We start from the raw sequence: 13433 nt of genomic DNA on the forward strand, positions 1-13433 counted from the left end.
TTTTATAAAGCTAAGGAATAACAATGACGCAAGCGCAATCTGGGATTTGTGCTGAAGCAAACTTACACGGTTTGCATTTATTTTTTAATGTATTTGATGGTCAAGACGAGTCATTGCGTGCAAAGCTTAAGCGCGTAAGCGCAATTGAAGAAGAGTTTAGTGATCAGTTCTCCGAAGCCATGCTCTCTTGCATGGTGGCTATAGGCGCGCAATATTGGCCGCATATACTACCTGAATATATCCCAAGCGAGCTGCAAAGCTTTCCTAATATAAATCACAGTGATTTTGTTATGCGCGTACAGCCATGTGATTTATTCATACAAATTCGCTCAGACCGAGAAGATGTTAATCACCTTTTTGCATTGCAAATATTAAAGTTGTTTTCGCCCGATGTAGAGCTGGTTGAACAAATTCGCAATTTTAGGTTTTTAGATGGGCGAGACTTTAACGGCTTTATTTATGCAGGCGACACCCCACATGGACGCCAAAAACGAATCACGGCACTGGTTAATAACCCCGACAGCTTTGAACACCAAGGCAGCTATATTCATGTACAGCGTTATAAACATGACCTGAGCGTATGGCAGCATTTATCACTAAGCGAGCAAGAGCATATTATGGGGCGCACGCGTTTAGATAACACTTTAATTGAGCCTAAGCTAGATACTAGCCACGCGACTAGAAGTGAGCTTAAAGATGAGAGCGGCCAAGCAATACTGCTTAACCAAAGCATGCCGTATGGCGATGTTTACGAGCAAGGCATGCTAAGTATTACATGCTCAGCATCGGGGAATGCGTTTGAAAAGGTACTTAACAGCCGCATAGGAAAAGGGGAGTTTTACGACCACTGGCTTGATTTTACTCAAGCCGATATGGGCTCAGCGTTTTTTGCGCCGTCAGTTAGTTTTTTAAAACAGCTTTAAACCGTATCAAATAAAATACGTACGCGCTCTAGTGTAATGTCTATTTCAGATATTTTTGCTGGCGCAATAAAAATAGTGTCATCTCCGGCAATTGTGCCCAATACACCATCCGCTTTGCCTAATGAGTCTAATAAGCGAGCAATTAGCTGCGCAGCCCCTGGGCTGGTGGTTATAATAATCATCATTTCGTTATGCATAATATCAATAACAAGCTGGCGTAGTGGGCTTTTAGCAGTCGGTACGCCCATTTCTGCGGGTAGGCAATAAACCATTTCTTGTTTAGCATTACGGGTACGCACAGCGCCAAACTTGCTAAGCATGCGCGACACCTTACTTTGGCTTATATTGTCAAAGCCTTGCTCTTTTAATGCTTCGACTATTTCGCCTTGCGAGCCAAAGTTCTCTTCTTTTAAAAGTGCTTTAAACGCTTTTACCAGCGCTTCTTGTTTGTCTTGTGGTTGCATAGTCTTTATTCATTTTTGTTATTTATAATGCAAATTCTACACAAAAATGAATAATTATGCAGCAGTTGTTTAGTTAACTTGCCAGTTTGCTGCGATAAACCAACAAAGTTTACAACTATGGTCGAAAATATACCTGAAATAAGCAGGATAAATTTGTTTTTAGTCGCTAATTTCATTATCTTAAGAGCCACAAATATTTCCTACCTCAAATTACGGAGAATTCCAATGAAAGTTGCTGTATTAGGTGCTGCAGGCGGTATCGGTCAAGCGTTGTCTTTATTATTAAAAACAGGCTTACCAGCTGGTTCTGAATTATCACTTTACGATGTTGCACCAGTTGTACCAGGTGTTGCGGTTGACCTATCTCACATCCCTACAGATGTTAAAGTGGCAGGTTTTGGCGCAGACGATTTAAATAAAGCGCTTGAAGGGTGTGATATCGTACTTATCCCAGCGGGTATGCCACGTAAACCAGGTATGGATCGTGCGGATTTATTTAACGTAAACGCAGGTATCATCAAAACATTAGCAGAAGGCATTGTCGCTAGCTGTCCTAAAGCGTTAGTGGGTGTTATCACTAACCCAGTAAACGGCACTGTGCCAATTGTTGCTGAAGTATTCAAAAAAGCAGGTACTTACGACGCTAAGCGCGTATTTGGTATCACTACGCTTGACGTAATTCGTTCAGAAGCATTTGTTGCTGAGCTTAAAGGCGTAGACGTAGCAACCGTTAAAGTACCAGTAATTGGTGGCCACTCTGGCACAACCATTCTGCCTCTACTTTCTCAAGTTGAAGGCGTAAGCTTCACTGAAGAAGAAGTAGCTACACTTACTCCACGTATCCAAAATGCAGGTACTGAAGTAGTAAATGCTAAAGCGGGCGGTGGTTCAGCTACATTATCTATGGGTGCTGCTGCAGCACGTTTTTGTATGTCTTTAGTTAAAGGCCTACAAGGTGAAGACGTAGTAGATTACGCATACGTTGCTGTTGAAAATGGCGATGCAGAGTACTTTGCTCACCCAGTACGTTTAGGCACAAACGGCGTAGAAGAAATTCTTTCTTACGGCGAGCTAAGCGCATTTGAAGAAAAAGCTAAAAACGACATGCTTGAAACTCTGAAAAAAGACATCAAAGAAGGTGTTGATTTCATGGCATAATAGCCAAGTTATGCACAAAAAAGCCTGCTTATGCAGGCTTTTTTATTGCTCGAAAATTATGGCCCTTAAATACTAATTAAGGGAGGCTGCAAAGTTAGTGATCTCGCTCTACAGCTATACGCGCTAAGCTGATTAACGCTTGCTTGTACTGCGACTCTGCTAAAAAGTCTAAACAGGCAATGGCCTTGTCTGCTTCTTGCTGCGCCTTTTGCATTGTAAATTCAAGTGCGTTGGTTTGTTTAAGTGCCGTTAAAATAGCCTCAAGGTTATCCATACCATTGCAATGCTCAATGGCATCACGAATAAGGGCTCTTTGCTGATCACTGCCGTGCTTCATCGCATATATTAGCGGTAAGGTTGGCTTACCTTCTGCTAAATCATCACCAATATTTTTACCTAATTGGTCAGCGTCTGCGTTGTAATCAAGCACGTCATCAACTAACTGAAAAGCAGTACCTAAGTGCATACCATATAAATTAAGCGCATCTAACACACTGTTATCTTGCTCGGTAATAATAGCCGCAAGCCCTGTAGCGGCTTCAAATAATTTAGCCGTTTTAGAGTAAATAACCTGCATGTAACTTGCTTCGGTGGTATTAGGGTCGTTGCAATTCATAAGTTGCAATACTTCGCCCTCAGCAATCACGTTGGTGGCATCAGCAAGCACTTGCATAATTTGCATTTTTCCCAGCCCCACCATAAGTTGAAACGAGCGGGTGTAAATAAAATCCCCAACCAGCACGCTGGCAGCATTACCAAACTCGGCATTTGCAGTTGGTGTACCACGGCGCAGGTTAGATTCATCAACAACATCATCATGTAATAGTGTTGCAGTATGAATAAATTCAACAATCGTTGCCAAAGTAATGTGATCTTTACCTTGGTAACCCAAAGCTCTTGCTGCCAATATTGCCAGCATCGGGCGTACGCGTTTGCCGCCGCTGTTAACGATGTACAAACCAAGTTGATTGACTAACGCCACATCTGAGCGCATTTGCGCGTGTATAAGTTGATTGACGTCATTCATATCGCTTTCGATTAACGCCTGGATAGCTTTTATATCCATTGATCTCCGAGCCAATTTTTATGTGTGAACGGCGCCGATTGTACAACAAAAAAAGCACTAGCTCGATATTTTGTGACGATTCATTAAAAAAACCGAGTTAAAAACCTTAATTAGCGCTTAATTAGGGTATTTAATTGTATATTTCACACTCAAAGCGCGACTATTTATTGCGCAGTCAATGGGTTCTGGAGTAGGCATAGCGACACGTAAATTTATTTTGTCTTTGCGCTAAAAAGCGCTTGGCAACAGGGCAATTTAATATAAAATAGGGGAAATATTGAATTGCTCTCAATGCAGCTACTTTTTATTCATTTTAATTACAAAATAGGCTTGCTAGTTTTTATGCATTAGCGTAAACTTCGCGCCCTATCGAAGAATATTTTAGTTGCGTCGATTTGAGGGCGCACAGACGGAGTTAATTATGTACGCGGTTTTCCAAAGTGGTGGTAAACAGCATCGTGTGACTGAAGGTCAAACGATTCGTCTTGAAAAATTAGACGTTGAAACTGGTGCAGCAGTTGAATTTGATTCAGTACTTTTAGTTGCTGATGGTGAGAAAATCGAGATCGGTGTACCGTTCGTAAACGGTGGTAAAGTAACAGCTGAGGTTGTTTCACATGGTCGCGGTGAGAAGATTAAGGTTGTTAAATTTAGACGCCGTAAGCATTCTCGTAAGCAAATGGGCCATCGTCAATGGTTCACTGAAGTTAAAATCACTGGCATTAGCGCTTAATTAGAGGTACTTAGAAATGGCACATAAAAAAGCAGCTGGTAGTACTCGTAACGGTCGCGATTCAGAAAGCAAACGCCTAGGTGTTAAGCGTTTTGGTGGCGAATCAGTTCTAGCGGGTAGCATCATTGTTCGTCAACGTGGTACTCGTTTCCACGCTGGCGCAAACGTAGGTATCGGTAAAGACCACACTATCTTCGCAAAAGCAGATGGTAAAGTTCAATTTGAACAAAAAGGTCCTTTAAACCGTAAATACGTAACTATCGTAGCTGAGTAATCAGTAAGGTAGTAAAAAACCCCGCCTTTGCGGGGTTTTTTGTTTTCAGAAACGTCAAATATATACCCAAGCCTGCATTTACGTTGGCTTGGGTATATAATAGTTAAATTAAAGCCAATCCCTAAAGTGAGTAATCATGAAGTTTGTAGATGAAGTAGAAATTCGCGCAGAAGCTGGTGACGGCGGCAGCGGTGTCGTGTCTTTCCGTCGAGAAAAATATGTACCAGACGGTGGCCCGGACGGCGGTGACGGTGGAGACGGTGGTAGTGTTTATCTACAAGCTGATGAAAACTTAAATACCCTAATTGATTACCAGTTTGAGCGTTTTCACCGTGCAGAGCGTGGTACTAATGGTCAAAGCCGTAACTGTACAGGTAAAAAGGGCGAAGACTTGGTAGTAAAAGTACCTGTTGGTACACGTATTACCGACGTTGACACTCAAGAGGCGTTAGGCGATTTAACGCAGCATGGTCAAAAAATTGTGGTTGCAAAAGGTGGTTTCCATGGCTTGGGGAATGCACGTTTTAAATCAAGTACTAACCGTGCTCCACGTCAAAAAACTTTAGGTACTCCAGGCGAAGTTCGTAACCTTAAATTAGAGCTTATGCTACTTGCCGATGTAGGCCTATTAGGGTTGCCAAATGCAGGTAAATCAACGTTTATTCGCAGTGTATCGGCAGCAAAGCCAAAAGTAGCTGATTACCCGTTTACCACGCTAATTCCTAATTTAGGGGTTGTGCGCCCAGAGGCTAACAAATCCTTTGTAATAGCCGATATTCCGGGCTTAATTGAAGGTGCCTCAGACGGTGCTGGCCTAGGTATTCGCTTTTTGAAGCATTTAGAGCGTTGTCGTGTATTGTTACACGTGATTGATGTTATGCCTGTTGATGGTTCAAACCCTGTTGATAATGCATTTGCCATTATTAACGAGTTACACCAATACAGCCCTAAGCTTGCTGAAAAGCCACGCTGGTTAGTGTTTAATAAAATAGACTTATTACCAGAAGATGAAGCGCAAGCTTTGTGTGAGCAAATTGCGCAAGAGCTAGGTGAAGAAGAAAACGTTTACCGTATTTCAGCAGTCAATAAGCTTAATACTCAGCCATTAATTCACGATATTATGGCATTACTTGATAGCATGCCTAAAGAGAAGTTCGTTGAGATTGAAGACGAAGAAGTTGAGTTCAAGTGGGATACCTACCATCAAAAAGCAACCAAAGGCGATGATGATGATTGGGACGACTGGGATGAAGACGACTACGATGTAGAAGTGGTCTACGAGCGTTAATAAAAAACATATTTTAAAAAGGAGCATAAGCTCCTTTTTTATTTTTTAAGAATAAAGTACTAGGTATTTGATGTGATAATTTCAATGATCGCCGCAATGGCAAACAACCGTGTAATTGGTCTTGATAATAAAATGCCGTGGCATTTACCCGCCGATCTACAGCATTTTAAAAAGGTAACAACAGGCAAACCTGTCGTTATGGGGCGTAAAACATTTGAATCGATAGGTCGCCCTTTACCTGGGCGTCGCAACATAATTATTACCCGTAATAGCCAGTATAGCGCTCAAGGTATTGAGACGGTCACCACCCCAGAGGCTGCGCTAGAGCTGGTTAAAGCCGAAGAAGAGGTGATGATAATTGGCGGTGGTAATATTTATCAGCAGTTTTTACCAAGTGCCGATCGTTTATATTTAACCTTTATAGATTTAGAGGTTGAAGGGGATACGCAGTTTCCAGATTACCAAGCGGTAGCAACGTGGGAAAACGTCGACGAACAGGCAAATAAACCCGATGAAAAGAATCAATATAGTTATAAATTCGTAACTTTATATAAAAAAGATTAACATTATTGCGAAACTTACAGCAGGTTGGTACAATATTAGACAATCAATATAGGTAAAAAGTACCATAAAGGGTGTTTCATGTTTAAATTGTCAAAGCTAATTGTTATTACAGCCGTTGCTGCTGGTTCGTTAATGTATACCGTGCCTGCTAAAGCCAATGATCAATTAGCAGTATCTATTTGTGAATATATCACAGCTGATGATAAAAACCGTTTACGTAGTAAACTAAAAAGCTCACGTGTAAAAATTCGCAATATTTACGATGCTATTCAATGTAATGGTAATAATTTACTTCGCCATGCTGTAGTTAGTAACGCTGTTGACTCGGGCGAGTACATAGTTAAAAACTTATCAAAAAGCGCACTGTCTGATGGCGCTGATATAGCATGGGCCGAAGGCAATGGCCACGGTGGCTCACCGTTAATTGCTGTAATTAAAGACCGTGCTGGCCTTTAATTAACACAATAAAATAAAAACCGCGCTGGTCGCGGTTTTTTTGTGCCTGGCGTTAGCTAATACGCTGCGCTTTAGTAATGGTGATAGCTGTATTAAGCCTATTTTAATTTACCCACCCAAGTGATGAAACTCTCACCTTGTAATTAACCTGCGTTTCTTATCTTTAATAGTATATAAATTTAAGTCGGTTGGTTTAATAAAGGCGCTGCATTCGCTAAGCCTTTACTCGTATATTTGGGGCAAATATACGTGTTTTCCCTGAGTTACATAAAATTGTCATAAATAGTTAATAGTCTACGCGCTTAAACAATAGGGGTTGTTATTTATGCGCGTATCATCTTTTACTCGGCTGTTAGCCATACTGTTAACATTGGCAAGTATTTTATTAGCCATCACACTATTTTGGGCAAGCCAAACTTTACTTAAGCTTGAGCAACAAGACAGCGCATACAGTAAATTAAAAAACACTATTTTAGTGGATTTAGCCGGTGACTTAGGCAGTTATCTAGAACAAGGTGATAGCCAATACTTAAATCAATCATCAGCCCTAATTGAGCAAGTAAAAACACAGCAACTCACAGTACTCCCCTCGGTACTTGCCGAGCAATTAAATGAGCAGCTCAGTACGTTAGATACCGATATTAAAGGTAAGTACAGAGCGCTGGGTAAATTGTCGGGCAACGAAACGGCGTTACTTGATAATGCAATTCGCCAAATGGCCGGCTCAGCCTCGTTACTGATTGGTTATGCAAAAAAATCCCCTAATCAAAATAGCGATGCGCAAGCTTATTACACACTGGGCGCAGATTACTATAATGAGGTGACCAACCTTGCCTTATTTACTTATCAACTAATCGTAAGTTACGACAACAATACTGAACAAAGTTTGCAGCAAAGTATTGCTAATTTAAATGGGTTAGCAGCCAAAATAGAGCAACTCCCTAATTTAGGTGTTATGAGCGAAGTTGACGAAGATGCTTTATTTTTTGACGAAGAAGCTGAAGATTTGGCCGATGAAATAAAATCTGAAATTACCAGCTGGCCTAACCGCTACCCCCGTGATTTAGCCAGTACATTAGCGCAAGCCCAGCAACGAGAAGCGGGCACCAATGAATTGCGTGAGCAAATTAGCTTGCTCTCTAAAACCGTTATTAATGCAGAGCAGCAACTAAAACACGCACAAGGGGCGCTTAAAGAAAACGTATTTTGGGTATTTTGCTTTGCTATTGGCGCTTTGGTGATGCTAGCCGCAGGGGTTTATATTGTGCAGCGTAACCAAGTGCTCAACCCATTAAGGCAGCTCAGAGACGGGTTTGCCTTTTTAATTGAAAGTAACGAGCTTAAAAACATTGAAAGTAAGAACCCAAAAACAGAGGTTGGCGAAATAGCCAGTTACTTTAATTTATTAATTGAACGACAGCGCAAAGAGGCGCAAGAGCGTGCCCAAATGCTAAAAGTGGTAAATGATTTTATGCAGCAAATGAGTGAGCATTTGCAAACTATTAGTCAAAAAGCGTCTACAAGTCATGGGCAAGTGGAGCAAAACCAACATTTGCTTGCTGATATTCAACAAATTGGCGAGCAGGTAAATAATATTAATGCCCAAGTGGCTGATAACGCTCAACACACTTTTAGTGCAATGGAGCAAAGTTTAGGCTTTGCACAAAGCATGCTAAGTGCCAGTTCAGACACGCAAACACGGGTTGAGCAAAGTATGCAAAACCTACAAGAGCTGCTTGCGGGGGTTGAAGGCGTTGGGCAAATTATTGAAGTGATCCGCAATATTGCCGATCAAACAAACCTACTAGCGTTAAATGCAGCAATTGAATCAGCACGTGCTGGCGAGCATGGCCGAGGCTTTGCTGTTGTAGCTGATGAAGTACGCCAGCTTGCCCGCCAAACTCAAGGCTCATTGAGCGATATTAATGAGCAGCTCACACTACTGAGCGAAAAGTCGGGCACAGTATCTACACAAATTGCGGCCTTAGCAGATGGCGCGCAGTCGCAAACACAAAACGCGCAAGAGCTAAAAGTAAACTCAGAGGGCGTGGCCGATAACGCTCAGCAAGCCAACAAAGTGGCATTTGAGGCCATGGAGCTGGCTAAACAGCAAAGTAATTTGCTAGATAACTTTAGCCAGTCAATGCAAAGTATGAAAGGCCAAGTAAGCGAATCAAGCTTACTTGTTGACGATATTCATAGCCAGTTACAACAGCAAATGCAAACCATAAAAGTAAACCTTGGCTTGTAAATACCTGCTAACACAAAGGTAATTAGCGTTATACTGTAGGCTCATTAATCAAATGCTTTAAGGATTTATCATGATTGAACAAGGTCAAACGTTACCCGCAGTTACATTAACGCAGCTAACAGACGAAGGCATGCAAACTCATACTAACGCTGAGCTTTTTAATGGTAAAAAGGTTGTGCTTTTTGCTGTACCGGGTGCATTTACGCCTACCTGTTCAAATGCGCATTTACCTGAATTTATAACCCTTAGTGATAAAATTAAAGCGAAAGGTATTGCGGCAATTTACTGTGTATCGGTTAACGATGCTTTTGTAATGAAAGCGTGGGGAGAATCTCAAAATGCCCAACAAATCGATATGTTAGCAGATGGCGATGGCAGTTTTACTAAAGCGTTAGGGCTTGATAAAGACACCGGCAGTTTTGGTGGAACACGCTCTACGCGCTATGCAATGATAGTCGACGATAATGTAGTAACAGGGCTGTTTGTAGAAAAAGACAAAGAGTTTTCAGTAAGCCGTGCTGAGTCTGTGTTAGAAAAACTATAATCGCATTATTAAAGCCCTAAGTGCATGCACTTAGGGCCTTTTTAATTATGGCTGGTATTGGCCACTTAATGTTAAACCCGAAAAGGTTCTGTAAGCGTTAACGCTTAAATGCCACGTACCCGCTTGCGGATTGCTAAACGTACATGTTTCTGCGTTGCCGTTTTTATAAGGACGACAATCGTAGCTAGATGCGGTAGGTTGGCTGCCAAACTTAACAAATAAGTCGGCATCACCTGTACCACCTGAGGTGGTGACTGTAAATGTGCTCATTCCTGCTGGCACATCTAAAGTGTAGTGCTTCCAGTTACCTGTTGTAGCCGTTACATCGCTGACCGTGCCGCCACCGGCTTCTGGTGCAGTTGAACCGCCACCTGTAGAACCACCTGTAATATTACCCACTAAACTAACGCCAGAATAAGCCGAGTAGCCACGAAGCATTACATGGTATGTACCAGCTGTTGGGTTATCAATAGAACACTCCTCACTATTACCGCCTTTGTACGGACGACAATCGTAGCTTGAGGTAGTTGGTTGGCTGCCTGCGCGTACGTATAAATCTGCATCGCCGCTACCGCCACTCATTGTGAATGTAACATTCGTTGCACCACTTGGCACAGTCATCGTGTAATACGCTTGTGAACTTGCAGCGCCGCTTAAGCCTGTTTTAGCTTCGCCATCTGTCAGTTCGCTATCGCCACCGGTAGGAGGTGTTGTACCGCCACTTGCTGCGGCTACAGCGGCGGCTGCATCAACAATACCTGTACCACAACTTGTACACGTTGCTGGGAATGAGCGGGTGGTCGATTTTAAAATGCTTTCTATTTCATCTGGGGTAGCATTTGGTTTAGCTTGCTTTATCAGGGCTGCAACACCGGCAACATGAGGCGCCGCCATTGATGTACCTTGAGAGAACGCATAGTTATCGCTTGAAGGTGTAGACGAGCCTGAGTTATAAGTTGATAAAACGCCTTCAGAGTCGTTTGCAAAGCTTTGTGCGCCGCCCGGCGCTGCAACATCAATATTGCTACCGTAGTTTGAATAATATGCTCGTCCGCCGTTACGTCCAACAGAGGCAACATTGACAACGCCACTACAGTTACCTGGATTATAGTTTGCTGAGTTATCGTTATCATTACCGGCAGCAATAACCACGACTGCACCGTTGCTGCGTGCTGTGTTAATTGCGTTTTGTGTGGTAGAGCTACACGAGCCGCTGCCACCTAAGCTCATGTTAATTACATCAGCAGGGTTTGAGTTGGCAGGAATGCCCGATACACTTCCGCCAGATGCCCAGATAATGCCATCAGCAATGTCTGACGTTAAACCACCACACTTACCAAGTACACGTACAGGCACAACTTTAGCGCCATAAGCCACACCGGCAACACCTTCACCGTTATTAGTAACAGCCGCAACCGTACCTGCTACGTGCGTACCGTGCCAGCTTGAGCCTTGTGCGCCGTTATTTCCACATTCGCCAGCAGCTACAGCATCGCCCGGATCGCGTGCGTCACTGTCGCGACCGCCGCCATCATTAGCTACCGATAGATTAGAGATCATATCGTAACCCGGTAAAATGTTAGCATTTAAATCAACATGTGGGCGGTAGCCAGTATCAAGTACCGCAACCACTACGCCACTGCCTGTTGCAGTATCCCATGCGGTTGGTAAGTTTAGGCCGCCAGCTTGCTCGTAGTAGTGCCATTGATCGCCGTAACGAGGGTCGTTAGGCGTTGCAAATGGTTTTAACATTTGATCCACTTCAATGTATTCAACATTGCCAGAATCAACCATTTCTTGCATAAATTCTTGTGCTTCTGCAGCGCTTAGTTTTTTATCTGCGCGCATAACGTGGTGGTTATTAAGGGCCATTGCACGGATGTACTTCGCTTTTACTTTACCTTTTTTAGAAGCGAAATTTTTTACAAAGCGTTGAGCACGCTTTTTCATATTTGCAGGGCTTGCGTCAGCAGACGAAATGCTTAGCATATCGTTCGCGCTATTTTTGTACTTAATAATAAACTGAGTTTCAAAACCCGATTGGCTTTGTAGTTTGGCTGTTGTTTCTGCCATAGAGGTAGACACATCTTGAGCAACACTTGCAGATGCTGCAAATACCGTACTAATAGTGAGCGCGATAGCGCAACGCTTAAATGATTTACTTGTTGTCATAATTATCCCTAGTTGTTATTAGTTAGTTCGTAATATTGAATTACGAAACAGAAACAAAGGTAAATGATCTGTTAATTTCTTTAAAATAATAATTGCTTATGTACCTATTTCTTTTAGTTATAACCTAGGTGTACGGTGCCTTTGTCGTTGTTTAGTATTTATCATATAAAACAAAAATAAGTATAAAGGATTGTTATATTTACACTGTTTAGAAAAGCCCATAACTAGCCTTGGTTACATTTATTGCTATAAATTTAATAATAAATTCTATTCAGAGTGTTTAAACAAACTTTGCTATAATCGGGCAAATTTTTGAGTAGGGCGAAGTAATGAATCAAGTAGATGTAATTGTGATTGGCGCAGGTGCAGCCGGATTAATGAGTGCAGCACAAGCAGGTTATCGCGGGCGTAGCGTTACAGTGCTTGATATGGGCAAAAAGCCTGGTCGAAAAATTTTAATAAGTGGCGGTGGGCGTTGTAATTTTACCAATGAAAATGCCAGTCCAGAAAACTACTTATGCAGTAACCCTCACTTTGTTAAATCGTGCTTAAGCCGCTATACCCAACACGATTTTATTGAGCTGGTGGACCGCCACGCCTTGGCATACCATCATAAAACCTTAGGCCAATTGTTTTGCGATAACAGCGCGCAAGATATAGTCGATATACTACTTACCGAATGCGAGTGGGCTGGTGTTAATATTAAATTGCGCAGCGAAGTGTTAAATGTTGCTAAAACCGACATTGGCTACCGTGTTACCACTGAGCAAGAAACACTTACTTGTGAATCGCTAGTCATCGCATCGGGCGGTTTAACAATGCCCAAGCTTGGCGCCACTCCTATAGGCTATAAAATTGCAGAGCAGTTTGGCTTAAACGTACTACCTACCATGGCGGCGCTTGTGCCATTTACTTTGCATCAACACGATAAAGAACGCTTTGAAGGGCTTTCAGGAATTAGTATACCGTGCGAAGTGTCTAGCGAAGACGGCACCGTATTTAAAGAGAATATTTTGTTTACTCACCGAGGTTTATCGGGGCCAGCCATATTGCAAATAAGCTCATTTTGGCGAGCGGGGCAGGCAGTAAGCATAAACTTGCTCCCTGATCTCGATTTAAAACAGCAACTGGCTGATTGGCGAGAAACACAAGCCCAAAAATCATTAAAAAACAGCCTTGCGACTATTTTACCCAAACGCTTTATAGACATACTGCACGACAGCAAAGCTATTCCAGATTGTAATATTAATCAGCTTACCCATGCTCAAATAGATGAGTTAGCAAGCTATATTCACGCATGGCAAATAAAACCTAATGGCACAGAGGGCTATCGTACCGCCGAGGTAACTTTGGGGGGCGTTGATACCGATGAGCTGAGCTCTAAAACCTTTGAAGCTAAAAAAGCCAAAGGCTTATATTTTATAGGCGAAGTAACCGATGTAACGGGCTGGCTTGGGGGCTATAACTTCCAGTATGCGTGGAGCTGTGGGTTTGCATGTGGGCAATATGCATAAGTATTTCAGCGTATTGTGATAGATGA

Annotated in this window: 13 protein-coding genes; 10 read left to right on the plus strand and 3 right to left on the minus strand. The window is 42.4% G+C overall.

Features of this window, described 5'->3' with window-relative positions; genetic code table 11:
• Positions 1 to 23 precede the first annotated feature (23 nt).
• Positions 24 to 923, plus strand: a complete 900-nt coding sequence (locus NQT65_RS13790; RefSeq protein ID WP_256851400.1) for a Dyp-type peroxidase — start codon at positions 24 to 26, stop codon at positions 921 to 923.
• Here NQT65_RS13790 and argR read toward each other — a convergent pair.
• The gene (argR, locus tag NQT65_RS13795) at positions 920 to 1387 is read right to left on the minus strand and encodes a transcriptional regulator ArgR (RefSeq protein WP_004587918.1); all 468 of its coding nucleotides are present in this window, start codon (positions 1385 to 1387) and stop codon (positions 920 to 922) included. The two genes, NQT65_RS13790 and argR, sit on opposite strands and share 4 nt — an antisense overlap.
• A 225-nt stretch (positions 1388 to 1612) precedes the next feature.
• Here argR and mdh point away from each other — a divergent pair, with 225 nt between their 5' ends.
• The gene (mdh, locus tag NQT65_RS13800) at positions 1613 to 2545 is read left to right on the plus strand and encodes a malate dehydrogenase (protein WP_004587919.1); all 933 of its coding nucleotides are present in this window, start codon (positions 1613 to 1615) and stop codon (positions 2543 to 2545) included.
• Positions 2546 to 2639: 94 nt separating this feature from the next.
• On the opposite strand, the gene ispB is transcribed toward mdh, so the two are convergent.
• Complete coding sequence (gene ispB / locus NQT65_RS13805; RefSeq protein WP_054982281.1) at positions 2640 to 3611, minus strand: octaprenyl diphosphate synthase; 972 nt, start codon at positions 3609 to 3611, stop codon at positions 2640 to 2642.
• A gap of 421 nt (positions 3612 to 4032) precedes the next feature.
• Here ispB and rplU point away from each other — a divergent pair, with 421 nt between their 5' ends.
• The 7 genes from rplU to NQT65_RS13840 all read left to right on the plus strand — a co-directional run bounded on the left by rplU (position 4033) and on the right by NQT65_RS13840 (position 9721).
• Positions 4033 to 4344 (plus strand): 50S ribosomal protein L21, encoded by a 312-nt coding sequence (gene rplU, locus NQT65_RS13810; protein WP_004587921.1) that lies wholly within the window; start codon positions 4033 to 4035, stop codon positions 4342 to 4344.
• A gap of 16 nt (positions 4345 to 4360) precedes the next feature.
• Positions 4361 to 4618, plus strand: coding sequence for a 50S ribosomal protein L27 (rpmA, locus tag NQT65_RS13815; protein WP_004587922.1), 258 nt, complete (start codon positions 4361 to 4363; stop codon positions 4616 to 4618).
• A gap of 136 nt (positions 4619 to 4754) precedes the next feature.
• Entirely contained in the window at positions 4755 to 5906 is a 1152-nt protein-coding gene (cgtA, locus tag NQT65_RS13820) for an Obg family GTPase CgtA (RefSeq protein ID WP_004587923.1), read from the plus strand.
• A 72-nt stretch (positions 5907 to 5978) separates the two neighbouring features.
• Positions 5979 to 6470: a type 3 dihydrofolate reductase gene (gene folA, locus NQT65_RS13825; protein WP_004587924.1), complete on the plus strand. Its 492-nt coding sequence runs from the start codon at positions 5979 to 5981 to the stop codon at positions 6468 to 6470.
• Between the two features lie 78 nt (positions 6471 to 6548).
• Positions 6549 to 6926 carry a DUF3718 domain-containing protein gene (locus tag NQT65_RS13830; RefSeq protein WP_126008266.1) on the plus strand — a complete coding sequence of 126 codons (378 nt, stop codon included), beginning with the start codon at positions 6549 to 6551 and terminating at the stop codon, positions 6924 to 6926.
• A 325-nt stretch (positions 6927 to 7251) separates the two neighbouring features.
• Positions 7252 to 9177 (plus strand): methyl-accepting chemotaxis protein, encoded by a 1926-nt coding sequence (locus tag NQT65_RS13835; RefSeq protein ID WP_256851401.1) that lies wholly within the window; start codon positions 7252 to 7254, stop codon positions 9175 to 9177.
• A 70-nt stretch (positions 9178 to 9247) separates the two neighbouring features.
• Complete coding sequence (locus NQT65_RS13840; RefSeq protein WP_055252698.1) at positions 9248 to 9721, plus strand: peroxiredoxin; 474 nt, start codon at positions 9248 to 9250, stop codon at positions 9719 to 9721.
• A gap of 45 nt (positions 9722 to 9766) precedes the next feature.
• On the opposite strand, the gene NQT65_RS13845 is transcribed toward NQT65_RS13840, so the two are convergent.
• Positions 9767 to 11893, minus strand: coding sequence for a S8 family peptidase (locus NQT65_RS13845; RefSeq protein WP_256851402.1), 2127 nt, complete (start codon positions 11891 to 11893; stop codon positions 9767 to 9769).
• Positions 11894 to 12222: 329 nt separating this feature from the next.
• On the opposite strand from NQT65_RS13845, the gene NQT65_RS13850 reads away from it, so the two are divergent.
• Positions 12223 to 13407 carry a BaiN/RdsA family NAD(P)/FAD-dependent oxidoreductase gene (locus NQT65_RS13850; RefSeq protein WP_256851403.1) on the plus strand — a complete coding sequence of 395 codons (1185 nt, stop codon included), beginning with the start codon at positions 12223 to 12225 and terminating at the stop codon, positions 13405 to 13407.
• Positions 13408 to 13433: the final 26 nt, after the last annotated feature.

The organism is Pseudoalteromonas agarivorans (assembly GCF_024518735.1).
Lineage (GTDB): Bacteria > Pseudomonadota > Gammaproteobacteria > Enterobacterales > Alteromonadaceae > Pseudoalteromonas > Pseudoalteromonas atlantica.

Excerpts from the sequence above, each read along its gene's own strand:
- NQT65_RS13840 (WP_055252698.1), top strand. The coding sequence starts at position 9,248 with ATGATTGAACAAGGTCAAACGTTACCCGCAGTTACATTAACGCAGCTA.
- mdh (WP_004587919.1), top strand. The coding sequence starts at position 1,613 with ATGAAAGTTGCTGTATTAGGTGCTGCAGGCGGTATCGGTCAAGCGTTG.
- rpmA (WP_004587922.1), top strand. The coding sequence starts at position 4,361 with ATGGCACATAAAAAAGCAGCTGGTAGTACTCGTAACGGTCGCGATTCA.
- ispB (WP_054982281.1), bottom strand. The coding sequence starts at position 3,611 with ATGGATATAAAAGCTATCCAGGCGTTAATCGAAAGCGATATGAATGAC.
- rplU (WP_004587921.1), top strand. The coding sequence starts at position 4,033 with ATGTACGCGGTTTTCCAAAGTGGTGGTAAACAGCATCGTGTGACTGAA.
- cgtA (WP_004587923.1), top strand. The coding sequence starts at position 4,755 with ATGAAGTTTGTAGATGAAGTAGAAATTCGCGCAGAAGCTGGTGACGGC.
- NQT65_RS13790 (WP_256851400.1), top strand. The coding sequence starts at position 24 with ATGACGCAAGCGCAATCTGGGATTTGTGCTGAAGCAAACTTACACGGT.
- NQT65_RS13830 (WP_126008266.1), top strand. The coding sequence starts at position 6,549 with ATGTTTAAATTGTCAAAGCTAATTGTTATTACAGCCGTTGCTGCTGGT.
- NQT65_RS13850 (WP_256851403.1), top strand. The coding sequence starts at position 12,223 with ATGAATCAAGTAGATGTAATTGTGATTGGCGCAGGTGCAGCCGGATTA.
- NQT65_RS13845 (WP_256851402.1), bottom strand. The coding sequence starts at position 11,893 with ATGACAACAAGTAAATCATTTAAGCGTTGCGCTATCGCGCTCACTATT.
- argR (WP_004587918.1), bottom strand. The coding sequence starts at position 1,387 with ATGCAACCACAAGACAAACAAGAAGCGCTGGTAAAAGCGTTTAAAGCA.
- NQT65_RS13835 (WP_256851401.1), top strand. The coding sequence starts at position 7,252 with ATGCGCGTATCATCTTTTACTCGGCTGTTAGCCATACTGTTAACATTG.